General features: G+C 70.4%; 20 protein-coding genes. 10 read left to right on the top strand and 10 right to left on the bottom strand.

Annotated elements, in window-relative coordinates; translation table 11 throughout:
- The first annotated feature begins 185 nt into the window (after positions 1 to 185).
- The 4 genes from ACWD3I_RS09520 to ACWD3I_RS09505 all read left to right on the top strand — a co-directional run bounded on the left by ACWD3I_RS09520 (position 186) and on the right by ACWD3I_RS09505 (position 6,141).
- Complete coding sequence (locus ACWD3I_RS09520; protein ID WP_365401693.1) at positions 186 to 1,235, top strand: endonuclease/exonuclease/phosphatase family protein; 1,050 nt, start codon at positions 186 to 188, stop codon at positions 1,233 to 1,235.
- Between the two features lie 86 nt (positions 1,236 to 1,321).
- Positions 1,322 to 2,548 (top strand): MFS transporter, encoded by a 1,227-nt coding sequence (locus ACWD3I_RS09515; protein ID WP_365401690.1) that lies wholly within the window; start codon positions 1,322 to 1,324, stop codon positions 2,546 to 2,548.
- Positions 2,549 to 2,896: 348 nt separating this feature from the next.
- Entirely contained in the window at positions 2,897 to 4,420 is a 1,524-nt protein-coding gene (locus tag ACWD3I_RS09510; protein WP_365401687.1) for an ABC transporter substrate-binding protein, read from the top strand.
- Positions 4,417 to 6,141 (top strand): ABC transporter permease subunit, encoded by a 1,725-nt coding sequence (locus tag ACWD3I_RS09505; RefSeq protein WP_365401684.1) that lies wholly within the window; start codon positions 4,417 to 4,419, stop codon positions 6,139 to 6,141. Before ACWD3I_RS09510 ends, ACWD3I_RS09505 begins: the two co-directional genes overlap by 4 nt.
- A gap of 24 nt (positions 6,142 to 6,165) precedes the next feature.
- On the opposite strand, the gene ACWD3I_RS09500 is transcribed toward ACWD3I_RS09505, so the two are convergent.
- The 4 genes from ACWD3I_RS09500 to ACWD3I_RS09485 form a co-directional block, all read right to left on the bottom strand.
- The gene (locus ACWD3I_RS09500) at positions 6,166 to 8,211 is read right to left on the bottom strand and encodes an NAD(+) synthase (protein WP_365401681.1); all 2,046 of its coding nucleotides are present in this window, start codon (positions 8,209 to 8,211) and stop codon (positions 6,166 to 6,168) included.
- Positions 8,212 to 8,286: 75 nt separating this feature from the next.
- The gene (locus ACWD3I_RS09495) at positions 8,287 to 10,233 is read right to left on the bottom strand and encodes a S53 family peptidase (RefSeq protein ID WP_365401678.1); all 1,947 of its coding nucleotides are present in this window, start codon (positions 10,231 to 10,233) and stop codon (positions 8,287 to 8,289) included.
- A 174-nt stretch (positions 10,234 to 10,407) separates the two neighbouring features.
- A complete protein-coding gene (locus ACWD3I_RS09490; protein WP_451084058.1) occupies positions 10,408 to 11,049 on the bottom strand; it encodes a DUF305 domain-containing protein in 642 nt (213 codons plus the stop codon).
- Positions 11,028 to 11,687: a DUF3105 domain-containing protein gene (locus tag ACWD3I_RS09485; protein WP_365401675.1), complete on the bottom strand. Its 660-nt coding sequence runs from the start codon at positions 11,685 to 11,687 to the stop codon at positions 11,028 to 11,030. The genes ACWD3I_RS09490 and ACWD3I_RS09485 overlap by 22 nt, the downstream gene beginning before the upstream one ends.
- 351 nt (positions 11,688 to 12,038) lie before the next feature.
- On the opposite strand from ACWD3I_RS09485, the gene ACWD3I_RS09480 reads away from it, so the two are divergent.
- Positions 12,039 to 13,400 (top strand): glutamine synthetase family protein, encoded by a 1,362-nt coding sequence (locus tag ACWD3I_RS09480; RefSeq protein WP_266830106.1) that lies wholly within the window; start codon positions 12,039 to 12,041, stop codon positions 13,398 to 13,400.
- Between the two features lie 129 nt (positions 13,401 to 13,529).
- The gene (locus tag ACWD3I_RS09475) at positions 13,530 to 13,952 is read left to right on the top strand and encodes a hypothetical protein (RefSeq protein ID WP_365401672.1); all 423 of its coding nucleotides are present in this window, start codon (positions 13,530 to 13,532) and stop codon (positions 13,950 to 13,952) included.
- 46 nt (positions 13,953 to 13,998) lie between these two features.
- Here the strand turns inward: ACWD3I_RS09475 and ACWD3I_RS09470 are convergent, their stop codons facing one another.
- The 3 genes from ACWD3I_RS09470 to ACWD3I_RS09460 are packed head-to-tail and all read right to left on the bottom strand — an operon-like array spanning position 13,999 to position 15,749.
- Positions 13,999 to 14,433: a VOC family protein gene (locus ACWD3I_RS09470; protein WP_365401669.1), complete on the bottom strand. Its 435-nt coding sequence runs from the start codon at positions 14,431 to 14,433 to the stop codon at positions 13,999 to 14,001.
- Positions 14,434 to 14,455: 22 nt separating this feature from the next.
- Positions 14,456 to 14,968: a pyridoxamine 5'-phosphate oxidase family protein gene (locus ACWD3I_RS09465; RefSeq protein ID WP_365401666.1), complete on the bottom strand. Its 513-nt coding sequence runs from the start codon at positions 14,966 to 14,968 to the stop codon at positions 14,456 to 14,458.
- A gap of 52 nt (positions 14,969 to 15,020) precedes the next feature.
- Positions 15,021 to 15,749 carry a helix-turn-helix transcriptional regulator gene (locus ACWD3I_RS09460; RefSeq protein WP_365401663.1) on the bottom strand — a complete coding sequence of 243 codons (729 nt, stop codon included), beginning with the start codon at positions 15,747 to 15,749 and terminating at the stop codon, positions 15,021 to 15,023.
- A 157-nt stretch (positions 15,750 to 15,906) separates the two neighbouring features.
- On the opposite strand from ACWD3I_RS09460, the gene ACWD3I_RS09455 reads away from it, so the two are divergent.
- Both ACWD3I_RS09455 and ACWD3I_RS09450 read left to right on the top strand, forming a co-directional pair.
- The gene (locus tag ACWD3I_RS09455) at positions 15,907 to 16,791 is read left to right on the top strand and encodes a hypothetical protein (protein WP_365401660.1); all 885 of its coding nucleotides are present in this window, start codon (positions 15,907 to 15,909) and stop codon (positions 16,789 to 16,791) included.
- Positions 16,792 to 17,148: 357 nt separating this feature from the next.
- On the top strand, positions 17,149 to 20,145 hold the full coding sequence (locus ACWD3I_RS09450) for a bifunctional [glutamine synthetase] adenylyltransferase/[glutamine synthetase]-adenylyl-L-tyrosine phosphorylase (protein ID WP_365401657.1): 2,997 nt from the start codon (positions 17,149 to 17,151) through the stop codon (positions 20,143 to 20,145).
- Here ACWD3I_RS09450 and ACWD3I_RS09445 read toward each other — a convergent pair.
- A complete protein-coding gene (locus ACWD3I_RS09445; RefSeq protein WP_365401654.1) occupies positions 20,133 to 21,083 on the bottom strand; it encodes a DMT family transporter in 951 nt (316 codons plus the stop codon). The two genes, ACWD3I_RS09450 and ACWD3I_RS09445, sit on opposite strands and share 13 nt — an antisense overlap.
- A 71-nt stretch (positions 21,084 to 21,154) precedes the next feature.
- Between ACWD3I_RS09445 and ACWD3I_RS09440 the strand changes: the two genes are divergently transcribed.
- On the top strand, positions 21,155 to 22,051 hold the full coding sequence (locus ACWD3I_RS09440; RefSeq protein ID WP_365401651.1) for a LysR family transcriptional regulator: 897 nt from the start codon (positions 21,155 to 21,157) through the stop codon (positions 22,049 to 22,051).
- Here the strand turns inward: ACWD3I_RS09440 and ACWD3I_RS09435 are convergent.
- Both ACWD3I_RS09435 and ACWD3I_RS09430 read right to left on the bottom strand, forming a co-directional pair.
- Positions 22,014 to 22,880 carry a phosphatase PAP2 family protein gene (locus ACWD3I_RS09435; protein ID WP_365401647.1) on the bottom strand — a complete coding sequence of 289 codons (867 nt, stop codon included), beginning with the start codon at positions 22,878 to 22,880 and terminating at the stop codon, positions 22,014 to 22,016. The genes ACWD3I_RS09440 and ACWD3I_RS09435 overlap by 38 nt on opposite strands.
- Positions 22,881 to 23,012: 132 nt before the next feature.
- Positions 23,013 to 24,047: a LacI family DNA-binding transcriptional regulator gene (locus ACWD3I_RS09430; RefSeq protein WP_046257830.1), complete on the bottom strand. Its 1,035-nt coding sequence runs from the start codon at positions 24,045 to 24,047 to the stop codon at positions 23,013 to 23,015.
- A gap of 412 nt (positions 24,048 to 24,459) precedes the next feature.
- On the opposite strand from ACWD3I_RS09430, the gene ACWD3I_RS09425 reads away from it, so the two are divergent.
- Positions 24,460 to 25,731: an extracellular solute-binding protein gene (locus ACWD3I_RS09425; RefSeq protein WP_365401642.1), complete on the top strand. Its 1,272-nt coding sequence runs from the start codon at positions 24,460 to 24,462 to the stop codon at positions 25,729 to 25,731.
- The last annotated feature ends 9 nt before the right edge of the window (positions 25,732 to 25,740 follow it).

The following is a 25,740-nucleotide window of genomic DNA, read 5'->3' as shown; positions in this document are numbered from 1 at the left end:
CTACTGTGCGCGTTTCGTCACAGAGGGCGCTTTCTGCGTCCGTGCACGGAACTGGCGGCGCCGACTTGTTCGTGCTCGTACGGGTACGGCCGTCATCGGACGGCGAGAACGGAACCGATCATCCCCTAGGGTCTTGAGGCACGGGGGGACGGACGGATGCACGGCGGGCAGTGAGGCGACGCGGTATGGCGCAGCAGGCGTACATGGAGGAGACGGACAACGGCGGCTCGGGACCCGAGCGCCAGAGCTCCAGGTTCCGGCGCCTGCTCGACCGGCTGCTCACCGGATGGCGCGGCGACCCGAGAATCTGGCGCCGCGGCCTGGTCGTCGCCGCGCTGGCGGTGGTCCTCGCGCTGGTGATGCTGCTGCACTCGCGCATCCCCAACCGCATCGGCAACCTCGGCAGCCTGATCGAGACCTTCCTGCCCTGGCTGGGCCTCTTCGTGCCGGTGCTGCTGGTCCTCGGCGTCGTACGCAAGTCGGTGACCGCCCTGATCGCCGTGCTGCTCCCGGCGATCGTCTGGCTCAACCTCTTCGGCGGTCTGCTCACCGACAAGACCGGCTCCGGCGGCGATCTCACGGTGGCCACGCACAACGTCAACGCCGACAACCCCGACCCGTCCGGCACCGCCCGTGACGTGGCCGCGTCCGGGGCGGACGTGGTGGCGCTGGAGGAGCTGACCGCGGGGGCGGTGCCGACGTACGAGAAGGCGCTGGCGGCGACGTACAGGTACCACTCGGTGCAGGGCACCGTCGGGCTGTGGAGCAAGTACCCGCTGACCGGGGTCAAGCCGGTCGACATCAAGCTGGGCTGGACGCGCGCCATGCGCGCCACGGTGGCCACGCCCGAGGGGCAGCTCGCGGTCTACGTCGCCCACCTGCCGTCGGTCCGGGTGAAGATGGAGGCCGGGTTCACGGCCCGGCAGCGCGACAAGAGCGCTGACGCGCTCGGTGAGGCCATCGCCGACGAGCCGTTGCAGCGGATCGTGCTGCTCGGCGACCTCAACGGCACGATGAACGACCGCGCCCTGAACGCCGTCACCTCCCAGATGCGCTCCACGCAGGGCGCGGCCGGCAGTGGGTTCGGGTTCAGCTGGCCGGCGTCGTTCCCGATGGCGCGGATCGACCAGATCCTGGTGAAGGGTGTCGAGCCGGAGAGCTCGTGGACGCTGCCGGAGACGGGGAGCGACCACCTTCCGCTGGCTGCCCGTGTGAAGGTCGACACGTCTTCCTGACCGCATGGAATACTGGGCCCGAGAGGCTTTGTTCCGCAGGTGAACATAAGCACTGCGGAACTACCCCTGAAAGGCACAGGCACTTCATGCCCCTGGCCCTGCTCGCCCTGGCCGTCGGCGCCTTCGGTATCGGCACCACCGAGTTCGTGATGATGGGGCTGCTGCCCGAGGTCGCGGACGATCTCCACATAGCCATCCCCACCGCCGGGCACCTGGTCTCGGCGTACGCCCTGGGCGTCGTGATCGGCGCCCCGCTGCTGGCCGCCGTGACCGCCCGGATGTCCCGTCGTACGGTCCTGATCGGGCTGATGGCGCTGTTCATCGTCGGCAACGCGGCCTCCGCGTTCGCCCCCGACTACCACTGGCTGCTTGCCGCCCGGTTCCTGAGCGGCCTGCCGCACGGTGCCTTCTTCGGTGTCGGCGCGGTCGTCGCCACGGGCATGGTCGCGCCGGAGCGCAAGGCGCGGTCCGTGTCCCTGATGTTCCTCGGTCTCACCGTCGCCAACGTCGCGGGCGTGCCGGTCGCCACGCTCATGGGGCAGCACCTCGGGTGGCGGGCCACGTTCCTCGGTGTCAGCGCGATCGGGCTGGCCGCGATCGCGGCCCTGGCCTCGCTGATCCCGCACGACCGGGTGGCCGCGGGCTCCGGTGCCGGGCTGCGCGGGGAGCTCGCGGCGCTGAAGTCGCTTCCCGTCTGGCTGGCGCTCGGTACGACCGTCGCGGGCTTCGGGGCGCTGTTCGCCGCGTACAGCTACGTCACGCCGATGCTCACCGACTCCGCCGGGTTCGCCGACGGGAGTGTGACGCTGCTGCTCGCACTGTTCGGGGTCGGGGCGACGGTGGGGAACCTGGTCGGCGGGCGGCTGGCCGATCACGCGATGCGGGGGACGTTGTTCGGAGGGCTGGTCTCGCTGGTCGTGGTACTGGCTCTGTTCCCTGTTCTGATGGGTGCGCAGTGGAGTGCCGGGGTGGCCGTGGTGCTGCTCGGTGTGGCCGCCTTCGTCACGGGGTCGCCGCTTCAGCTGATGGTCATGGAGAAGGCTTCGTCGGCGCCGTCCTTGGCTTCCTCCGCCAACCAGGCTGCCTTCAACCTGGCGAACGCCGGGGGTGCGTGGATCGGTGGGGTCGCCTTGGCCGCGGGATTCGGGGTGACGTCCCCGGCGGTCGCGGGCGCGTTGCTGGCGGTGCTGGGGCTGGGGGTGGCGGGTGCCGCCGCTGTCGTGGATCGGCGGCGGGTGGTTGTGCCGGTGAGCGGGCGGGAACGGCTGGTTGCGTCTCACTTGCCTGAGCGGGTGGAGGCCGTGCGGGCCTGAGGGTGGGTGCGCGCGATGCCTGCGGCGGCCTGTCACGGTTCGGTGGGGGTTCGCGTTGCGCACTCTTCGCCGTTGAGGGTCGGTGCCGCACCGGGGGGTGTCCGTCCTCGGTCGGGCGGTGCTGTTCTCTGGGGTGGTGCGGTCGGTCGCCCGACGCTCCGGTACGTCCCTGCTCGCCGTTGCACGACGAGTGCGGGGTGCGTCCCGTCCGGGGTCGGGTGGTCTCAGTCGTTGAGAATTCATCTACCCGGTGAGAGTTTGGTAAGGCTTGCCTTATAAGGTGGCGGGGCCTTGCCGCCGTGTCCGGTGTGCGGGGCGTGAATGTCTCCCGTACGACAGGAACCCCCCATGCGCCCCACCCCTCGCCGTCTGTTCGCGGCGCTTGCTCTCGCTCCTCTGCTGACCGGCTGTTTTGTGTCGGGTGAGGACGGGTCGGACGCGGATGCCGCGGGCGGCTCCGGCGCTCGGTTGAAGGTCGCTCTCGCGGTGCCGCCGGTGCAGGCGCTGTCGCCGTACAGCAATGACGCCACCGTGCTGAGCAAGCTCTCCGTGGCCGAAGGGCTCACCGCGCTGGACGAGGACGGGGTCGCCGCGCCCGCGCTGGCAAAGTCCTGGAAGCAGAAGAACGCCACCACCTGGGTCTTCGAGCTCCGTAAGGCCACCTTCCAGGACGGCACCGAGGTCACCGCCGAGTCGGTCGTCAACGCCCTCGGCCATGCCGGTGAGGCGGAGACCAAGCCCCGCGTCCTGAGCGACGTGACCCTGACGGTCAAGGCCGAGGACGCCGACACCGTCACGATCAGCACCAGGACCGCCGACCCTGTGCTCCCGCTGCGGCTCGCCAGTCCCGCCCTCGGGATCCTCGCCGCGAAGGCGTATGCGAAGGACGGCAGCGTCAGCCCTGTCGGCACCGGGACCGGGCCCTTCGAGATCACCGAGCTCACCGGCAAGACCAAGGCCGCCCTCGACCGGTACGACGGCTACTGGGGCGGCAAGGCCAAGGCGTCCGGCATCGACGTGACCTGGATCGCCGACGGCACCGCCCGTGCCAACGCTCTGCGCAGTGGTGATGTCGACATCGCCGAGTGGATCCCCACCGCCCAGGCGAAGCTCCTCGACGAGGACACCCGGCACGAGGTGCCCTCCGTGCGGACCGACAGCCTGATCCTCAACACCGGCAGCGGCATCTTCACCGACGCCTCGCTGCGGGCGGCCGCTCGTGAGGCCGTGGACGGGTCCGCCCTCGTCGACTCCGTCTTCGGTGGGTACGCCGATCCCGCCCAGGGTCTGTTCGGGCCGGCCGTCTCCTGGGCCGCCGACAAGCGGGTGGAGGTGAGCGGCCGAGTCGGCGCCGCCACGGTCGCTGAAGTGGAGGGCGGGACCGAGGGCAGGACCCTGCGCCTGGCCACCTACACCAACCGCTCCGAGCTTCCCGAGGCCGCGAGCGTGCTCCAGCAGCAGTTGGAGAAGGCCGGGTTCACCGTGAAGCAGGACGTGCGCGAGTACACGCAGATGGAGGCCGACCTGCTCGCGGGCAAGTACGACGCCCTCGTGTTCTCCCGGGTGACGCTGCTCGACACCGGTGACGCCGTCGCCTACCTCGCCAGTGACTTCACGAGCGACGGTGTCTACAACATCGCCGGGCTGAAGGACGCCAAGGTCGACCAGGCCATCAAGTCGGCCGCCGCGGAGGGTGATTCGGCCGAGCGGCAGCAGAAGGTCATGCGGGCCGAGGCGGAGATCCTGCGCACCGACGCCGTCGTGCCGCTGGTCCACGAGCAGGCCGTGCAGGGCATCGCCACCGATGTCGAGGGCGTACTCCTGGACCCGCGCGAGCGCTCGCTGGTCGACCTCGACACGCACCTGAAGTGAGAGACGGTCGCCTTCGCACCGCCGGCGGCCGCCTGGTCGCCGGCGCCGTGCTGCTCACGGCCGTCGCCCTGCTGCCCTGGCTGTCCCGGACAGACCCCGCGCTGACGGTGCTGCGGGCCCGCTCCGCCGAGCAGGACCCGACGCCGGCCCAGCTGGCCGCCGTACGCGAACAACTCGGTCTGGACGACGGGCCGTCGGCCCACCTCGTGGACTGGCTGGGCGGGCTGCTGCGCGGGGACGCGGGGACGTCGTGGGTGTCCGGTGAACCCGTCGGGGCGCAGCTGGGCACCGCCTTCGCGGTGTCCGTCACGCTGATGCTCGGCGCGCTCGCGGTCACGGCCGCGGTGGCCGCGACGGTCTGTGCCCGGACCGTGTATCTCGGTTCCCGGCGGCGGCTGCGCAAGGCGCGGACCGGTGCCGGGGCGGCCGTCCTGGCCGCGCTGCCCAAGTTCCTGCTCGCCTCCGTGCTCGCCACCGTGTTCGGGGTGTGGCTGGGCTGGTTCCCGTCCAGTGGGTGGGAGGGGCCGCAGGCGATGGTGTTGCCCGCACTCGCCCTCGGAGTGCCGTCCGGGGCGATGATCGGCGGGCTCCTGGACCGGTCGTTGCCCGCCGCCTTCCAGGAACCCTGGGCGCGCACCTGGTACGCCTCCGGACTCCCGTCCGGCGCCATCGCCCGCACCGCGCTGCGCCGCGCCCTGTCCGGGGTGCTGCCGCAACTCCTGCCGACCGTCGTGGCGTTGGTCGGCGGCGCGGTCGCCGTGGAGCAGATCTTCAACATCCCCGGCCTCGGCCGCCTCGCCCTGGACGCCGCCAAGGCCCAGGACCTCCCGCTCCTGCAATCTTCGACCCTCGTCCTGATCCTGCTCGGCGTCACCGCCGGCCTCCTCGTGCAGGCCCTGCGCCGCGCCCTCCTCGGCCCCGCCCTGCGCGACGGGGCCCTGCCCGCCCTCGCGGTGCCCGTGCTCCGGCGGCCGCGCACGCTGCCCTGGATCGCCGGATTCTGTACGGCCGTTCTGCTCGCGCTGCTGGTGGCGGGCCTGCTGCGCGACCCCCTGCACGTCGACACCACCGCCCGGCTGCTGTCGCCCTCCCTCACCCACCCGCTGGGCACCGACGCCCTCGGCCGCGACCTGCTGGCCCGCCTCGGCCACGGAGCGCTGCGCACCGCCGGGGTGGCTCTCGCGGTGACCGCCGTCAGTGTCGTGACCGGTCTTCTGCTCGGCACGGCCACCCGGGTGGGCACCGGCCTGACCGAGGTGGTCTCGACCCTCCCGGCCGTCCTCGCCGGACTTCTGACGACGGCGGTGACCGGGCCGTCGGTCTGGGGCGCGGCCCTGGCGGTGTGCCTGGTCGGCTGGAGCCCGTACGCCGCCCAGACCGCGGCGCTCATCGAGGAGGAACGGGCGAGCGGCCACCTGCTGGCGTCCTTGTCCTTCGGCGCCGGCCCGCGCTATCTGCTCCGCCACCACTACGTCCCCGCGGCGCTCCCGGGCGTCCTGCGCAACGCCCTCCTGCGGCTGCCGACCACGGTCCTCGTCCTGGCCTCGCTCGGCTTCCTGGGCCTGGGCGAACAGCCGCCGACCCCGGAGTGGGGCCGGCTGCTGTCGGAGAACCAGCCGTATGTGGAGCTGGCGCCGTGGACGGTGCTGGGGCCGGCGGGGGCGCTGATGGTGTTGTCGGTGCTGGCGGTGTCGGCGTCGGCGTACGGGCGCAGACGGTGACCGTCGGATGCCCGACCGGGCAGGTCAGCCCGACAGGTCGAACCGCTCCAGGTCCCGCAGCCACGCCCTTGCCGAACTGTCCGACGGCGCCCGCCAGTCACCTCGCGGCGACAGCGAACCGCCAGCCGACACCTTCGGCCCGTTCGGCATCGCCGACCGCTTGAACTGCGCGAACGCGAAGAACCGGCGGCAGAAGACCTCCAGCCACTTCCGGATCTCCGCCAGGTCGTAGGACCCCCGCTTCTCCTCGGGGAACCCCGGCGGCCAGGCGCCGCCGGCCGCGTCGTGCCAGGCGTGCCAGGTCAGGAACGCGATCTTCGACGGCCGGAAGCCGTAGCGCAGTACGTGGAACAGCGTGAAGTCGTGCAGCGCGTACGGGCCGATCTTGGACTCGGTGGACTGCATCTCCTCACCCGGTACCAGCTCCGGGCTGATCTCCGTGTCGAGGATCGCGGCGAGGATCTTGCCGGTCTCGTCGTCGAACTGCCCGCTGCTGATGACCCACCGGATCAGATGCTGGATCAGCGTCTTCGGCACACCGGAGTTGACGTTGTAGTGGCTCATCTGGTCGCCCACGCCGTACGTGGACCAGCCCAGCGCCAGCTCCGACAGGTCGCCGGTGCCGAGCACGATGCCGTTGTGGTGGTTGGCGAGCCGGAAGAGGTAGTCGGTGCGCAGGCCGGCCTGCACGTTCTCGAAGGTGACGTCGTAGACCGGCTCGCCGGAGGCGAACGGGTGGCCCATCTCCTTGAGCATCAGACGCGCGGTGGGTGTGATGTCCAGCTCGGCCGCGGTGACGCCGAGCGAGCGCATCAGGGCGTGGGCGTTGTCCTTGGTGTGGTCGCTGGTGGCGAAGCCGGGCAGGGTCCAGGCCAGGATGTCGCTGCGCGGGCGCCCTGCGCGGTCCATCGCCCGGGCGGCGACGATCAGGGCGTGCGTGGAGTCGAGGCCGCCGGACACCCCGATGACGACCTTCGGGCCGCCGATCGCGGCGAGGCGCTGCTGGAGACCCTCGACCTGGATGTTGTAGGCCTCGTAGCAGTCCTGGGCGAGGCGGTCGGCGTCGGCCGGTACGAACGGGAAGCGCTCCAGGCGACGGCGCAGTCCCAGGTCGGTGAGGGGCGGGTCGAGTTCGAAGGCGACCGTCCGGAAGTCGGCGGTCCGCGCCTTGTGGGTACGGCGGTTGTCGTCGAACGTGCCCATCCGGCGGCGCTCCTGGCGCAGCAGGTCGAGGTCCACATCGGCGATCGCGTACGAGTCGCCGAGCGGGAAGCGCTCGCTCTCGGCGAGCAGTACGCCGTTCTCGTAGATCATCGTCTGGCCGTCCCAGGACAGGTCCGTGGTCGACTCGCCCAGGCCGGCCGCCGCGTAGACGTACGCGGCGAGGCAGCGGGAGGACGCCGAGCGGCACAGCAGCTTGCGGTCCTCGGCGCGGCCGACCGTGATCGGGCTGCCGGAGAGGTTGACGAGGAGGGTCGCACCGGCGAGGGCGGCCTCCGCGCTGGGCGGTACCGGGACCCACATGTCCTCGCAGATCTCGGCGAAGAGCACGAGTCCGGGGACGTCGTCGGCCGCGAAGAGCAGGTCGACGCCGAAGGGCACATCCGAGCCGCCCACCCGGATCGTGCCGCCGCGCTCGTCGGCGCCGTCGGCGATCTGCCGGCGCTCGTAGAACTCGCGGTAGTTCGGGGGGTACGACTTGGGCACGACGCCGAGGATCCGGCCGCGGTGGATGATCACCGCGCAGTTGTAGATCCGGTTGCGGTGCCGCAGCGGGGCGCCGACGACCAGGATCGGCAGCAGGTCGGCCGAGCCGGCCACCACGGTCGCGAGGGCCGCCTCGACCTCGTCGAGCAGTACGTCCTGGAGCAGCAGGTCCTCGATGGAGTAGCCGCACAGGACCATCTCGGGGAAGACCGCGACGGCGACGCCCTCCTCGGCGCACCGGCGTGCGTGCCGCAGGACCGATTCGGCGTTGGCGGGCGGGTCGGCGATGACGGTGTGGCCCGTACAGGCGGCGACGCGTGCGAACCCGTGCTGATAGATCGACCAGAAGTTCAGTGGAGGCACGGGCCCAGTGTAATCGTCAGAGCGACGCGATGGGGTGGCGCAAGGTGTACGTCACCTCACGCCACCCCGTCGGTCTCAGTGGCGGCGGAACGATTCGACGTAGCCGTTCGCGGGCGTACCCACGCCGGTGACGTCGTCGTAGCCCTTCACGGCGGACAGTGAGCTGTCCTTGCCGAGGGAGCGGACCGATGTGGTCAGACCGTCCGTGGCGTCGTAGCCGTTGACGAAGTCCACGCGCGCGACGGCCAGTTGGCGGCCCGTCGGGTTGTCCGTGACGTCGTGGTAGGCCTTCGTGCCGTACTTGGCGTAGATCGACGGGTTGGCGAAGCCGATCGCCTTGCCGCCGCGCGCCTCCTGGGCGAGGGCCTGGACGGCCGCGATGACCGGCGAGGCCAGCGAGGTGCCGCCGATGCGGTACTCGCTGTACGACTCGGAGCCGTCCGCCTGGGTCTGCGTCTGGCCGACCAGGAAGCCGGTGTTCGGGTCGGCGATCGCGGAGATGTCCGGGACGACGCGGTTGCCGGCGGCGTTGTTGGCCTTGGCGAGCGCGTCCGGGACGACACCCTTCTGGTAGAAGGGCTCGGCGACGGTCTTGCTGGTGCCGCCGCCCGCACCGGAGGTGAACGCGCCGGGGAAGGCCGTCCAGCTCTTGCCGTCCGCGGACAGCGTGGCCTTCTCGGTGCCCCAGCCGGTCTCCCACAGGTACTTGTCGCCCTTGCCGACGGCCAGCGAGGTACCGCCGACCGCCGTCACCCACGCCGAGTCGGCCGGGGTGTCGACCTGCTTCGTCCCGGTGTTGGCGACCTCGTCGCCGTTGTCGCCGGAGGAGAAGTAGAAGCCGATGCCCTCGACCGCGCCGAACTGGAAGACCTGGTCGTAGGCGGCCGCGAGATCCGGCGTCTGGTTGGCCTCGATGTCACCCCAGGAGTTGGAGACGAGGTCGGCCAGATGCTTGTCGACGATCGTGCTGAGGGAGTCCAGCAGGTCGTCGTCCATGCAGGACGAGGCGCCCACATAGGTGACGTTCGCGTCCGGCGCGACCGCGTGGACGGCCTCGACGTCGAGAGTCTCCTCGCCGTACCAGCCGGAGGCGTCGCACTCGTCGGCGCCGGTGTGCGTGTAGTTCTTGGGCAGCACCTGGGACAGTTGGCCGGTCTTCCAGGCGGGGTCGCCGTGCTTCTTCGCGTAGGTCTGCGCGTCGAAGGCGATGGTCGGCGAGGCGAACGCGTCGGTGATGGCGACGCGCACGCCCTTGCCCGTGTACTTGCCCGCGCCGTACGCGGCCCGCAGTTGCTTGCCCGTGTAGCCCTTGACGGCGTACGGGATCTTGCCGCCGTACGCGTCGGGCAGGGTGCTCGCGGTGTTCGAGCCGTAGTACGACGAGAACGGCCCCGCGTTCTTGAACACGGCGCCCGGACCGGGCAGTTGGTCGTTGTGACTCGCCTTGTGCGGGGCGTTGTCCAGGCCGGTGACGGTCAGCACGGCGCCGTTCAGGCTCTCCGGCGCGGAGGCCGTCTTCGACGGGGCACGGTAAGTCCTGGAGCCCTTGGCGTAGTTGTGCAGCTGGGTGCCGAACGCCTTCTCGGCGGCGGCCACGTCACCGGAGACGGAGACGTAGTGCTGCGTGACACCGGTGACCTTCAGGCCCGCGGACGCCAGCCACGACTTCACCGCGGTCACCTGGGCCTTGGTGGCGCCGAAGCGGGCCTGCGCCTGCTGGGCGCTGAGGTACTTGCCGTACGACGCCGAAGCCGGGTCGGACACGGACTTCGCGTACGCGGCCAGGCCGGTCGCGTCCCGGCCGGCGAGGTAGACCCGGGCGGAGACCTGCGAACTGTCGGCGGTAGCGCCCTTGTCGGCCTTGGCCGTGGCCCACGCGGGCCGGGTCCCGGCCAGCGTGTCCCGTGCCGGGCCGTCCGCGGCGTGCGCCGCGGGTATGCCGAGCGCCAGCGCGCCGGCGATCATGGGCAGTGTCGCTGCCATGCTCACACCGGCACGCAGAGTGGCGCGGTTGGATCTCATGGAACCCCCTGTATGCGGTTCGTCTCGAGTGGATCACTCGACGGTGGCCACTCTTTCGATGAACCGTTCATGCCAGGGGAATACGAGTCCCAAGAGGACCCCAATTAACCTAATGACAAGGCTATTTGAGGATTAAGGCGCCACGAGAACCGAGGGTTAACCCTCTAGGACCCTCTAGGAACGCGGTTTCGCGCCGCGCTCCTTCAGCATGTCCGTCATCAGGTCGATCTCCGATTCCTGCGCGTTGACCATGCCCTGCGCGATGTCCTTCTCCACCTTCACCTTGCAGCGCTCGACACAGCCCTCGGCCATGTGGACGCCGCCCTTGTGGTGGTCGGTCATGAGCTGGAGATAGAAGATCTCGGCCTGCTTGCCGCTGAGCTTCTTCAGCTTCTCCATCTCGGTGTTGGTCGCCATGCCCGGCATCAGCGCGCCGTCCTCGCCGGAGGCCATGCCGCCCATGTCCATCCAGGACATCGGCGGCTTTGACGACACCTTCGGCAGATTCCACAGATCGAGCCAGCCCAGCAGCATGCCGCGCTGGTTGGCCTGCGTCTGCGCGATGTCGTACGCGAGCAGCCGTACGTCCTCGTTCTTCGTACGGTCGCGGACGATGAACGACATCTCCACCGCCTGCTGGTGGTGCACCGCCATGTCCCGCGCGAACCCGGCGTCCGCGGAGGCCGCGGTCGGGGTGTCGGTGGAGCCGTCGTCCTGGGTGACGGCGTAGGTGATCCCCCCGGTCGCGACGAGTACCGCCGCCGCGCCCGAGGCGATCCAGCCGGCCTTCCTCACTACGACAGACCGCCCGTGCACGTCGCGCCCTTCTCGGGAGTCTGCTCGCCCTGGACATACGTCTCGAAGAACTTGTCGACGTTCGGGTCGCTCGCGCTCGTCACCGTCCGCTGGTGGCCCCACGCCGTCAGCATGATCGGGGCCGCCTGGCCCTCGTACGGGCTCATCAGCGTGTACGGCGTCTTCTTCACCTTCGCCGACAGCGCCTCGATGTCGGCCTTCTTGGCCTTGGAGGTGTACGTCACCCAGACCGAACCGTGCTCCAGCGAGTGCACGGCGTTCATGTTGTTGAGTTCCTTGGTGTAGACGTCGCCGTTGCAGTTCATCCAGCGGGCGTCGTGGTCACCGCCGGCCGGGGGCGTCATCGGGTACTTCACGGTCTTGGTGACGTGGGTCTGGCTGAGCTTGGACGACCACGTCTTCACCCCGTCCTTGCCCGTGGTCCAGTGACCCGGGTTGCTGGAGTCGGCCGTCGTGCTGCCGCCGTCGTCCTGCGACCGCACGAGCACGACGCCGCCCACGACGAGAGCGGTGACGACGGCCACGCTCGCCCCGATCGTGAGGAGCCGGTTGCGGCGTTCGCGGGCCTGTTCGGCACGCCGCATCTCCGCTATTCGAGCCTGGCGCTCGGCGGAGTTCTTGTTCTTGGCGGAACCCATGGGGTGTGTCCTTCTGGGTAAGGAGGGCCGGTCGGGTCCGCTGATCGTAATGGGGAAGGGGGTGTCTCCAGAAAGGGAGGGCACAGGAATGGCCGAAGACCGGGCGCCCGCGGAGAACCGGGTCCGCCCAGGTTCCGACACGCCCGGCATTACTTATACGGGCCCGAGCAGGCAAGATGGGCGGCAGAACAGTACACCTGACGTACGTGAGGCGTTCGCCCGGAGGTCGGCCCGCCGATCATGGTCCGCAACACGGATGAAATGGTGTTGTGGTGGGATGCTCAGGTGCCCGACCGTCTCACGCGGGACCGGAGACAGGTGGCCTGACCAGCAAGGATGGGGAAGCTGAAGATGGACAAGCAGCAGGAGTTCGTGCTCCGGACGTTGGAGGAGCGCGACATCCGGTTCGTACGCCTGTGGTTCACGGACGTGCTGGGCTTCCTCAAGTCCGTCGCCGTGGCCCCGGCCGAACTGGAACAGGCCTTCGACGAGGGCATCGGATTCGACGGCTCCGCGATCGAGGGCTTCGCCCGGGTCTACGAGTCCGACATGATCGCCAAGCCGGACCCCTCGACCTTCCAGATCCTGCCGTGGCGCGCCGAGGCGCCCGGTACGGCCCGGATGTTCTGCGACATCCTCATGCCGGACGGCTCGCCGTCCTTCGCGGACCCGCGCTACGTGCTCAAGCGCGCGCTGGCCCGCACCTCGGACCTGGGCTTCACCTTCTACACCCACCCCGAGATCGAGTTCTTCCTGCTGAAGGACAAGCCGCTGGACGGCACCCGTCCCACGCCGGCCGACAACTCGGGCTACTTCGACCACACCCCCCAGAACATCGGCATGGACTTCCGCCGCCAGGCGATCACCATGCTGGAGTCGATGGGCATCTCGGTCGAGTTCTCCCACCACGAGGGCGCCCCCGGCCAGCAGGAGATCGACCTCCGCTACGCCGACGCGCTCTCCACGGCGGACAACATCATGACGTTCCGCCTGGTCATGAAGCAGGTGGCGCTGGAGCAGGGCGTCCAGGCGACATTCATGCCGAAGCCGTTCAGCGAGCACCCGGGGTCCGGGATGCACACGCACCTCTCCCTCTTCGAGGGCGACCGCAACGCGTTCTACGAGTCGGGCTCGGAGTACCAGCTCTCCAAGGTCGGCCGGTCCTTCATCGCGGGCCTGCTGAAGCACTCCGCGGAGATCTCCGCGGTCACCAACCAGTGGGTCAACTCCTACAAGCGCATCTGGGGCGGCTCGGAGCGCACGGCGGGCGCCGGCGGCGAGGCCCCCTCGTACATCTGCTGGGGCCACAACAACCGCTCGGCCCTGGTCCGCGTCCCCATGTACAAGCCCGGCAAGACCGGCTCCGCCCGCATCGAGGTCCGCTCGATCGACTCCGGAGCCAACCCGTACCTGGCGTACGCCGTCCTCCTGGCCGCCGGCCTCAAGGGCATCGAGGAGGGCTACGAGCTCCCGCCGGGCGCCGAGGACGACGTCTGGGCCCTCTCCGACGCCGAGCGCCGCGCGATGGGCATCGAGCCCCTCCCGCAGAACCTCGGCGAGGCCCTGACCCTCATGGAGCGCAGCGACCTGGTCGCCGAGACGCTGGGCGAGCACGTCTTCGACTTCTTCCTGCGCAACAAGCGCCAGGAGTGGGAGGAGTACCGCTCCGAGGTGACCGCGTTCGAGCTGCGGAAGAACCTGCCGGTGCTGTAAGCGCGTATTACCGGAAGGGCCGACGGTCATGGACCGCCGGCCCTTCCGCGTTTCATCAAATACAGGCCAAGAACATCCCAAGCCGTGACATGATCGCGCCACATCAGTTAGTGATCAAGGAGCGATTGCATGCGAACTGGCGCAAGGATGGGGCTTGTCGGCGCGGCCGCGGCCGTACTGGTCGGCACCATGTCGGGGGTTGCCTGGGCCGACAACAACATCGCCACCTGCACCACCAGCACGACGGATGTCGGCGGCCGGGACTGTGACTTCTGGTTCTACAAGGAGGACGGCAACACCCTCGTCGGATACGGCAGTTTCCGCGCGGACGGCGAGCACCTCGTCGCCTCCGACAGGTACACCGACGGCCGTGGTGTCTTCGTCTCGGCGTCGTGGAGCGGCGGCTACAAGGAGATCTGGCTCACGGGCGGCAACGGCGACTACGAGAACGCCAACCTGGCGATAACCGACGGCACTTCGGTGACGGTGCAGTCCTGTCAGACCGACAACGGCGCGCTGCTCAACTGCAGGACGCTGACCGCTCGGGCGTGACCGCAGTGCGGGGGCGCGGAGTCGGCTCCGCGCCCCCGCGAGTGCGCTACTTGCCTGCCAGCTTCGCCAGCACCTGGTGCAGCGGCTCCGTCTCGCGGCGCTTGTACTCCTGGATCGCCCAGCCGTTGCCGTCCGGGTCCTTGAAGTACATGAAGGTGGCGCCGTCCTGCGGGGCGAACTGCACAGGCTCGCTGACGTCGAGGCCGCGCGCCGTCAGCTCGTCGTACGCCGCCTTCGCGTCCGTGACGCACAGCTGCATGCCGTGGTACGTGCCCGGCTGCGGTGTGCCCGTGGGGACCTGGAGACCGTCGACCAGGGCGATGGAACAGCCCGAGCCCGGCGGGGTCAGCTGGACGATCCGTACGCCCTCCATCACCTCGCCGTCGAGGTCCACGTGGAAACCGACCTTGTCCTGATAGAACTCCTTGGCCCGATCCACATCGGAAACCGGCAGCAGGATCACTTCGAGGGACATGTCCATGGCGTTGACTCCCTTGTCGACGTCAGTCGAACCGCCAGCGGGTCTGGCTGAACGGCTCCCCCTTACCGAAGCCGAAAACCGTGCGCGGCGCCACCGAGAAGACGAAAGCGTGCCCGGCACCGTGGCGGAAGCTGCCGTTCCGTACCTCGAAGCGCCAGAACTCGCCGTATTTCTCCTCCCACGCGGCTGCCAGCTCCCGCAGCCGCCCGTCATCGACGACGCGCACCGCCTCGCCCTCCACGACGAGGTCGTAGCCCTCGTCCCAGGTGTTGACGCCGGTCGTCAGCACGACCTGCGGGTTCGCCGCGAGATTGCGGGCCTTGCGCTCCTCCGGACCCGTGCAGAAGTGCAGCGCGCCCTCGGACCAGACCGCGGGCAGCGGGGTCACGTGCGGGCGCCCGTCCGGCCGGACCGTGGAGATCCAGAACAGCTCGGCCTGGTTGAGGATCTTCAGCGCCTCGGACCAGTCGGTCGCGGTGGCCGTGCCGTCGCTGTAGCGGGTGTCGAGGCGGGCGTCGGGTTGTCTGTCGGACATCAGCGGCCTCCCTTCGCAAGGGCAGACCCGCGGCGGATCCGGAACTCATCGGTCAGGGCGCTTCCGCCTCGGGGAACACCCGCGCCACCGCCGCGATCCTGCTCGACACCCCCAGCTTGCCGAAGGCGTTCTCGAGGTGCTTGCGGACGGTGCTGGGGGAGACGACCAGTTGTTCGGCGATCCGCGGAGTGTCGAGCCCCCGGGCCACGCAGCGCAGGACGTCCAGTTCCCGGTGGGTCAGCGGTACGGGAGGCCGACGCCTGTGGGCGGCCTCGCGGTAGATCGCGTAGATGTGGGGCGCCAGCAGTTCCAGGGTCGTCATCTCGAGGTCGCTGAACGGCCTCGGTTCCGTGCGGAAGAACTGGAAGACGCGGGTGCGGCCGGGGGCGGTGGGCAGGGCGATGACGGCGATGGAGGGGAACGGGCGGAGGAACTCGGTGTAGATCGGCAGGTTCCGCAGCTCGCGCAGCGACAGGAAGTCGGCCATCTGAGTGGTCTCGGGGCCGGCGCGCGCCAAGGTGACCTGACGGCACTGCGGGTGCTGGTGACGCCACTGCCAATAGGCCTCCATCGGGCCCTGCTCCTCGTCGAACGGCGTCTCCTGCTCGTTGAGGCAGATCCTGGTCGGGATGTCCAGCTCCGAGAACCAGGCGCAGTCGCAGGGGACGAGCTGTTGCAGGCCGACCAGCAGGGACTTCGGCGGCACGTCGTCCGAGGGGGCGCGCCGGGCCTCCTCCAGGACGTCCGCCATGCGCCGCAGATGAGCCTCCGCCGTCGTCATGCCGCCTCCCGAGGACAGTCCCCGCCTCCCGCGAACGTACTCCCGCGCTGTCCGTGAACACCGGGGATTCGTCAAATGACGAATGGGCCCGGGCGGTCGCCAGGAGCATCGTCGGTTCCGGCAGCACTCCGGCTGCCGGAGGACACGGAGGCATCCCATGCGTTCCCACCTGCGCCCCTACGACGGTCGCGGCCACCCGCGTCCGCACCGGCGCGCCGCCCTCGCCACGGGCGCCGCCATGCTCGTCGCGGCCCTGCTCGCCACCGGCTGCCAGGCCGGGACCACCAAGGCCGCCCCCGAGGCCGCGCCCGACAAGGCCGAGGCCTTCACCACCGTGCGCTTCACGCTCGGCCCCCGCGGCGGCGTCCAGTTCCACGGGGCCTCCCGCGAGGCGGTCACCGCGGCCGGGTCCTACGCCGTCTCCGCGGGCCGCGCACACCCCTTCGCCCGCCCCGACGGGCGGCTGCTGGTGGTGCTGCGGCACTGGCCCGAGGCCCGTACGGAACGGGCCTCGCGCGGGTGGGCGCCCCGGCGGCTGGTGCCGCCCGAGGAGGCCGCGATCGAGACGGGCTTCCTGGTCGACACCGGGGACTGGGTGCGGGCCGACCTCGACGGACACCCGTTGCAGTGGTTGCGTGACGACACGATCCGCGTCGACACCACGAACGGCACCGTCGGCGACCTCAGCAGTCTGACCCTGTCCGGACCGCACGGGGGTCGGTCCGGACAGCCCGTCCCGCCGCCGGGCGACCCCGGTTGCGAGAAGCCCTCGCAGCTGGTCCTCCCGTCGGTCGAGCCGGGCGCGTCCGTGACGGCCGTACTGACCCGGCTGCGCGCCCGCTGCCTCGACGTCCAGTACGCCACCCTGCCCGGCAAGGGCACGCCCGGCACCGTCCAGCGGGTGTACGTCCCCCTCGCCGGTCACCCCGTCGCGGCCGCCTTCCTGCCGCCCCTCGAAGGCACCACGGCCCCGGGCCGCATGCCCGGCGACAAGGTCCTCACCGACGCATCCCGCCCGGCCACGGTGGTGGTAACCCGCTGACACCGTCCCGGCGCCCGGGCGACCACATCCTCCGCCCGGGGCGTCTCGGGCGTCCCGGTGTCCTGACGCCCGGCGGGCGCTGCCTGGCCTCGGTGTCCGGTGCATCCTCGCTTCGCCGCCCTGGCGTACGGCCACCACTTCCGAGCCCCGAGCCCCGAGCCCCGAGCCCCGAGCCCCGAGCCCCGAGCCCCGGCGTCCAGACGCTTCCTCGCCCCCGGCGCCCCGCGTCCCGCGCTCATTCCCCGTGCCCGACCCCCGGCGCCAACCCGCCCCCACCCGCTCGATCCGCCCCGGCGCTTCTCTCACCCTCTCCGGTTAGGCTCAAGCTCGTACGACCTTGATCGGAGGAGGCCGAGGATGACGGCGCCGGGGCGCAGGAGCAGTACCTTCAGTCGGCTGCTGCGGCACGGGTTCACCGATCCCTCGGCTGCCGAGCGGCTGCTGGACGGCCCGGAGCTGACCGGCGTACGCAATGATCCGGTGCTCCTCGAAGCCCTCGGCGCCACCGCGGACCCCGATCTCGCCCTGCACGGCCTGGTGCGGCTGCTGGAGGCGCAGCCCGGTCCCACCGCCCGGCGTGAGCTGCTGGACACGGTGATAGCGGCCAAGCCGTTGCGCGACCGGCTGCTGGGTGTACTGGGGGCCTCCGCCGCGCTCGCCGAGCATCTGGCCCGGCATGCCGGGGACTGGCAGGCGCTCGTCATGTACGAGCCGCGCGATCTGCACCCCGGCGTGGAGGAGTTCGAGCGCGGGCTCGCCGAGGCCGACGACCCCGTCTCCCTGCGTGTCGCCTACCGGCGCTGTCTGCTGTCCATCGCCGCCCGTGACGTGTGCGGCACCACCGACCTCGCCGAGACCGCCGCCGAGCTCGCCGACCTCGCCACCGCGACCCTGCGCGCGGCCCTCGCCATCGCCCGCGCCGCCGCCCCCGACGAGGCCGCGCTGTGCCGGCTCGCGGTCATCGCGATGGGCAAGTGCGGTGGCCATGAGCTCAATTACGTGTCCGACGTCGATGTGATCTTCGTGGGGGAGGCCGTCGAGGGTGCCGACGAGGGCAAGGCCCTGCGGTCCGCCACCAAGCTCGCCTCGCACATGATGCGGATCTGCTCCGAGACGACCGTCGAGGGGTCGATCTGGCCCGTCGACGCCAACCTCCGGCCCGAGGGCCGCAACGGTCCGCTGGTGCGGACGCTCGCCAGCCATCTCGCCTACTACCAGCGGTGGGCCAAGACCTGGGAGTTCCAGGCCCTCCTCAAGGCCCGTCCGGTCGCCGGGGACATCGAGCTCGGCGAGGAGTACGTCAGCGCGCTGGAACCCCTCGTCTGGAAGGCCGCCGAGCGCGAGAACTTCGTCGCCGACGTGCAGAAGATGCGCCGCCGGGTCGTCGAGAACATTCCGGTCGCCGAGGTCGAGCGCGAGCTGAAGCTCGGCCCCGGTGGCCTCCGCGACGTCGAATTCGCCGTGCAGCTCCTGCAGTTGGTGCACGGCAGGGCCGACGCCTCCCTCCGCAGCGGCACCACCCTCGACGCGCTCCAGGCCCTCGCCGCCGGCGGGTATGTCGGCCGCGACGACGCCGTGCAACTCGACGACGCCTACCGCTTCCTGCGCTCCATGGAGCACCGCATCCAGCTCTACCGGCTGCGCCGCACCCACCTCGTCCCCGAGGACGACGCCGACCAGCGCCGTATCGGCCGCTCCCTGGGCCTGCGCACGGATCCGGTCGTCGAGCTGAACCGCGAGTGGAAGCGGCACACCAGTGTCGTACGGCGGCTGCACGAGAAGCTCTTCTACCGGCCGCTGCTCGACGCCGTCGCCCAACTCGCGTCCGGTGAGACCCGGTTGAGGCCGGAGGCGGCTCGGGAGCGGCTGGTCGCGCTCGGGTACGCCGACCCGGCGGCGGCCCTGCGGCACCTGGAGGCGCTCGCCTCCGGCGTCACCCGCAAGGCCGCGATCCAGCGAACCCTCCTTCCGGTACTGCTGGGTTGGTTCGCCGACTCCGCCGACCCGGACGCGGGGCTGCTCAACTTCCGCAAGGTGTCGGACGCGTTGGGCAAGACCCCCTGGTATCTGCGGCTGCTGCGCGACGAGGGTGCCGCCGCCGAGAACCTCGCGCGCGTGCTGTCCGCCGGGCGCCTGGCCCCCGACCTGCTCATGCGCGCACCGGAAGCCGTGGCGCTGCTGGGCGACAGCGACAGCGCCGGACTCGCCCCGCGCGGCCGGGCCGGCCTGGAGCAGGAGATCCTCGCCGCGGTGAGCCGCGCGGACGGTGCCGAACAGGCGGTCACCGCGGCCCGCGGAGTACGCCGCCGCGAACTGTTCCGTACCTGCGCCGCCGACATCGTCGGCTCCTACGGCACCGAGACCCAGCCCGCCGAGGCCGACCAGGGAGCCCTGGTGGACCGGGTCGGCGGCGCCGTCTCCGACCTCAACGCGGCGACCCTCGCGGGCACCCTGCGCGCCGTGGTCCGCGACACCTGGGGCGACACCCTGCCCACCCGGTTCGCCGTCATCGGCATGGGCCGCTTCGGCGGTCACGAACTCGGCTACGGCTCCGACGCGGACGTCCTGTTCGTCCACGAGCCGCGCAACGGCGTGCCCGAGCAGTCGGCCTCCGAGGCCGCCAACAAGGTCGTCTCCGAGATGCGCCGCCTGCTGCGGCTCCCGAGCGCCGACCCGCCCCTGCTGATCGACGCGGACCTGCGCCCCGAGGGCAAGTCCGGGCCGCTCGTAAGGACGTTGAAGTCGTACGAGGCGTACTACCGCCGGTGGTCCTTGGTCTGGGAGTCACAGGCGCTGTTGCGGGCCGAAGTCGTCGCCGGCGACGAGGATCTGGGGCAGCGTTTCATCGAGCTGATCGATCCGCTGCGGTATCCGGCGGAGGGGCTCGGTGACGATGCCGTACGGGAGATTCGGCGGCTGAAGGCGCGGATGGAGTCGGAGCGGCTGCCTCGCGGCGCCGACCCGAAGCTGCACACCAAGCTGGGGCCGGGGGGACTGTCCGACGTCGAGTGGGTCGTGCAGCTCATGCAGTTGCAGCACGGGTGGGCGGAGCCGGGGCTGCGGACCACGCGGACGCGGGAGGCGCTTGCCGCGGCGTGCGCCGCGGAGCTCATCGCCGGGGAGGACGCCGAGATCCTCGATGAGGCCTGGGTGTTGGCGACTCGGGTGCGGAATGCGGTGATGCTGGTGCGGGGGCGGGCCGGGGACACCTTCCCCACGGACCCTCGTGAACTGGCCGCCGTGGGGCGGTACTTGGGGTACGGGCCAGGGCATGTGGGGGACATGCTGGATGACTATCGGCGTACGGGGCGGCGGGCCCGGGCTGTGGTGGAGACGCTGTTCTACGGGGCGTGAACTCCAGTTTTCGGCTGCGGCGCCGTCGTGGTTGCTCGCGCCCGCGCGGCGGCAGCCGCAGATTCAACACAGCCCCGCGCCCCTTTGGGGCGCGTCATGGCCACGCCGGTCAACACGATCGCCATGCCTGCCAGCACGCGGATCCCCACCTCCTCGCCCAGTAGCAGTGCACCCAGCGCCACCGAGACCACCGGCAGCAAGTAGCCGACCGTCGCCGCGGTCGTCGCGCCCTCGTCCGCGATCAGGCGGTAGTTGAGGTAGAAGGTCACGCCCGTGCCCAGGACGCCCAGGGCGGTCACCGCGAGGAGGGCGGTCATGTCGGCGTCGACCGGGCCCGCGACCGGAAGGGACAGCGTCGTCCAACCCGTCGCCATGAGCAGTTGCGCCGCGGACATCGCCATCGGCGCCTGCTTGTCGGTGAGTTTGCGGGCCATGTACGCGAACGCCACGGCATAGCTGGCCGCGGCCCCCAGCAGGGCCAGCGCGCTCCAGCTCAGCAGGCCCGAGCGGTGCCAGGGGGCGAAGATCAGGACCGTGCCGGCGAAGCCGAGGAAGAGACCGGCGAGGCGTACGGGGTGCAGGCCGCGGTCGGTGCCGAGGAGCAGGCCGATCAGCAGTGACCACAGGGGCGTTGTCGCGTTCAGGACGCCCGCGATACCCGAGTCGAGGCTCTGCTCACCCACCGCGAACAGGGCGAACGGGATGGCGTTGCAGAACAGCGCGGCCACGACCAGATGACCCCAGGTGGCCCGTGAGCGGGGCAGTCGCTGACCGGCCGAGCGGGCCAGTACCAGCAGGGTCGCCGTGCCCAGCACGCAGCGGACGATGGTGATCTGCGCGGGGGAGAGGCCGTGGTTGAGGGCGAGCTTGATCCAGAGGAACCCCGAGCCCCACAGGAGGGCGAGGGCGGCCATGCGGAGCGTGGAGGCGGGAGACATGCCTCTACGGTCCGGGAGGGGACGCGTGAGGACAAGTGAAGAGTTCTGGATGAGTTGTTAAGCTGTGCTACATGCTGGATGTGCGTCGGATGCAGGTGCTGCGGGCCGTGGTGAGCAGCGGGTCGGTGACGGGGGCGGCGACGCTGCTGGGCTACACGCCCTCCGCCGTGAGCCAGCAGATCGCCGCGCTGGAGAAGGAGACGCGGACGGATCTGCTGGAACGGGTCGGGCGGGGGGTGCGCCCCACGGCGGCGGGGCTGCTCCTGACCGAGTACGCGGACGCGATCAGCCGCCAGGTCGCCGAGGCGGAGACCGCCCTGGCGGATCTGCTCGCGGGGCGGACGGGCCGGCTGTCGGTGCGGTACTTCGCGACGGCGGGCGCGTCCCTGGTCGCCCCGGCGGTCGCCCGGCTGCGGACGGAGCATCCCGGCGTGCAGATCGAGCTGAAGCTCATCGACCCCGAGGATCCGTTGCCGGACGTGCGGGAGGGCCGGGCGGATCTGGCGCTGGTGGTGGGGCCACGAGCCTCCGGCCAGGAGGGCGTCCGGTTCCTGCACCTGCTGGACGACCCGTACCTCGCGGTACTTCCCGAGGGCCACCGTCTGGCGCATGCCGAAGTGCTGGAGATGTCCGACCTCGCGGAGGAACCCTGGGTCGGCAGCGAATGGCCCGGCCCCTGTCTCGACGCCCAGCTCGCCGCGTGCGAGACGGCGGGCTTCCGGCCACGCTTCGTGGTCGAGAGCGAGGACTACGTCACCGCCCAGGGGTTCGTCGCGGCGGGGCTCGGGGTGAGCCTCATCCCGCGGCTCGGGCTGGGCGTCGGCGTCCGGCCGGGAGTGGTCGTACGGGAACTGCGGAGCCCGCAGCCCGCGCGCTCGATCTACGCGGCCGTACGCGAGACGGCCCCGCCCCAGCCTGCGCTACGGGCGTTCATCGCGGCGATGCGGGCTGCGGCCGGGGCTGCTTGAGGGCCGCCGCAGGCACCAGCTGCGGCAAGCGGTACGGCAGGGCGCCGTACCAGAGCCGTGCCACCGTGAAGCCGAAGGCCAGGCACAGGATGCCGCCCACCGCGTCGAGCCAGAAGTGGTTGGCGGTGGCGACGATGACCACGAGGGTGGCCGTCGGGTAGAGGAGGCCCAGGACGCGCACCCAGGGCACCGACGCCAGCGCGAAGATCGTCAGGCCGCACCACAGGGACCAGCCGATGTGCATGGACGGCATCGCGGCGTACTGGTTCGACATGTTCTTGAGGTCGCCGGAGGCCATCGAGCCCCACGTCTGGTGGACCATGACCGTGTCGATGAAGTCGCCGCCGTTCATCAGGCGGGGCGGGGCCAGCGGATACAGGTAGTAACCGACGAGGGCCACGCCGGTCGTCGCGAACAGCACCATGCGGGTCGCCGCGTAACGGCCGGGATGACTGCGGAAGAGCCACACCAGGACACCGAGCGTCACCACGAAGTGCAGCGTGGCGTAGTAGTAGTTCATGCCCACGATCAGCCAAGTCACGGAATTCACCGCGTGGTTGACCGACTCCTCGACCGCGATCCCCAGGTCGTGCTCGACCCGCCAGATCCAGTCGGCATTGCGCAACGCCTCGGCCTTCTGCTCCGGGACCGCGTTGCGGATCAGTGAGTAGGTCCAGTAACTCACAGCGATCAGCAGGATCTCGAACCAGAGGCGGGGGCGGCGCGGGGAGCGTAGCCGGCGCAGGAAGCCCGGCCTCGTATCGGCCGCGACAGGCTGGTGAACGGCCTCTTCGCGGCCTTCCAGTGTCGTCACGGTCGAATCACCCATGGACACAGAGTCTGCCAGAAAAGCCCTTGCCCCCAGATCATCCCTCGGTCCTGTCCGGGACGCATGTCCTACGGCGGGACGAGTCCCCGGACTCCTACCAGCGCAGGGGAACAGAAACCCGGATTCTCCGCCTTAAGGACGATTCCGGTCCCCAGGGGCCGAAGCTGTCGAACCGCGCACCACCAGCTCCGGCATGAACACGAACTCACTGTGCGGAGCGGGCGTCCCGCCGATCTCCTCGAGCAGCGTGCGCACCGCGGCCTGGCCCATCGCCGGCACCGGCTTGCGGACCGTGGTGAGAGGCGGGTCGGTGAAGGCGATCAGCGGGGAGTCGTCGAAGCCGACCACCGAGATGTCCTTCGGCACGTCCAGACCGAGCTGCCGCGCCGCCCGTATCGCACCCAGCGCCATCATGTCGCTCGCGCACACCACCGCCGTGCAGTTGCGGGAGATCAGCGCCGTGGCGGCCGCCTGACCGCCCTCCAGGGTGTACAGCGAGTGCTGGACGAGCTCCGTCTCGACCGTCTCCGCGGTCAGGCCCAGCTGGTCCTGCATCGCGCGGACGAAGCCGTCGATCTTCCGCTGGACGGGCACGAACCGCTTGGGGCCCAGTGCCAGGCCGATCCGCGTGTGCCCCAGCGAGATCAGATGCGTCACCGCGAGCGTCATCGCCGCGCGGTCGTCGGGGGAGATGAAGGGCGCCTGCACCTTCGGCGAGAAGCCGTCCACGAGGACGAACGGCACACCCTGGCCGCGCAGCTGCTCGTAGCGCTGCATGTCGGCGGAGGTGTCCGCGTGCAGTCCGGAGACGAAGATGATGCCGGCCACGCCCCGGTCGACGAGCATCTCGGTGAGCTCGTCCTCGGTGGAGCCGCCCGGGGTCTGGGTGGCGAGGACGGGGGTGTAGCCCTGCCGCGTCAGCGCCTGGCCGATGACCTGGGCCAGTGCCGGGAATATGGGGTTCTCCAGCTCCGGCGTTATCAGACCCACCAGGCCCTCGCTGCGCTGCCGCAGACGCACCGGGCGTTCATAGCCGAGCACGTCGAGTGCGGCCAGCACGGACTGGCGGGTGGTGGAGGCGACGCCGGGCTTCCCGTTGAGGACGCGGCTGACAGTCGCTTCACTGACCCCCGCCTGTGCAGCGATGTCGGCAAGCCGTGTGGTCACAGGGGTGGACTGTACCGCCCGTATCTGCCCTTGCACACCAATTGGACGTCGCGACCGACCTGTTGGCCGGCCGGGTCCGGGTTGCTGCGTCATCGCGCTCCCTCGTGAAAGTGATGGCAAGAGCTTGCAGAGTCTTGCACAACCCCTGTTGTGCCGCCCCACCGCCGGAAACAAGCGTCTCACGGCGGTTGCCGAGAGGTCACGCCCGGATAACTTCGATGATGTCTTGCACTTTTTTGCTGCAAGACCTTTCGCGTCGCTTACATCGCTGTTACGTTCGGCCACGCCCGGCGGCCGCAACGGCGCAGTCGGACAGCGGCAGGGACGGCGGACGGGACCGCCACCTGCACAAGCAGGGCGGCAGACGGGGCCATCCCTGCAGCACACGGGCTTTCACCCTCAAGGAGAACTCATGCGGCGTGGCATAGCGGCCACCGCGCTGGTGGCGTCCCTCGCCCTCGCGGCGACGGCCTGCGGCGGAGACAGCGACAGCGGCGACAAGGCCGACGGCCCGGTCACCATCACCTGGTGGGACACCTCCAACGCCACCAATGAGGCGCCGGTCTACAAGGCCCTCATCAAGGAGTTCGAGGCCGCCAACAAGGGCGTCAAGGTCAAGTACGTCAACGTCCCCTTCGACCAGGCGCAGAACAAGTTCGACACCGCCGCCGGCGCCTCGGGCGCCCCGGACGTGCTGCGCTCCGAGGTCGGCTGGACCCCCGCCTTCGCCAAGAAGGGCTTCTTCCTGCCGCTGGACGGCACCGAGGCCCTGGCCGACGAGAGCAAGTTCAAGTCCAATCTGATCGAGCAGGCCAAGTACGAGGGCAAGACGTACGGCGTCCCGATCGTCACGGACACGCTCGCCCTTGTGTACAACAAGGAGCTCTTCGAGAAGGCCGGCGTCGAGGCCCCCAAGACCTGGGACGACCTGAAGAAGGCCGCCGCCACGATCAAGGACAAGACCGGCGTCGACGGCTACTGGGGCTCCACCCAGGCCTACTACGCCCAGTCCTTCCTCTACGGCGAGGGCACCGACACCGTCGACGCCGACGCCAAGAAGGTCACGGTCAACTCGGACGCCGCGAAGAAGGCGTACGGCACCTGGCTGAGCCTCTTCTCCGGCAAGGGCCTGCACAAGGCCGACACCACCGCCGACGCCTACGCCCACATCCAGGACGCGTTCGTCAACGGCAAGGTCGCCTCGATCATCCAGGGCCCGTGGGAGATCACCAACTTCTACAAGGGCGCCGCGTTCAAGGACAAGAACAACCTCGGCATCGCCACCGTCCCGGCCGGCTCCACCGGCAAGGCGGGCGCCCCCACCGGCGGCCACAACCTCTCGGTCTACGCCGGCTCCGACGCCGCCCACCAGAAGGCCTCGCTGAAGTTCCTCAACTTCATGACCTCCGCGAAGTCCCAGGCGACCATCGCGCTGAAGAACTCCACGCTGCCGACCCGTGACGACGCCTACACCACCGAGGTCAAGGCCGACCCGGGCATCGCCGGCTACGGCACGGTCCTCTCCGCCGCCCAGCCGCGCCCGGCGCTGCCCGAGTACAGCTCCCTGTGGGGCCCGCTGGACACCGAGCTGCCCAAGATCGCCGGCGGCAAGGAGTCCCTGGACAAGGGCCTGAGCAACGCCGAGACCGCGATCGCCAAGCTGGTCCCGGACTTCTCCAAGTAAGCCCCGAGC

Source organism: Streptomyces sp. NPDC002817, from assembly GCF_053592055.1.
The sequence above is the reverse complement of the archived record's forward strand: the minus strand, read 5'-3'. Positions and strand labels throughout refer to the sequence as shown.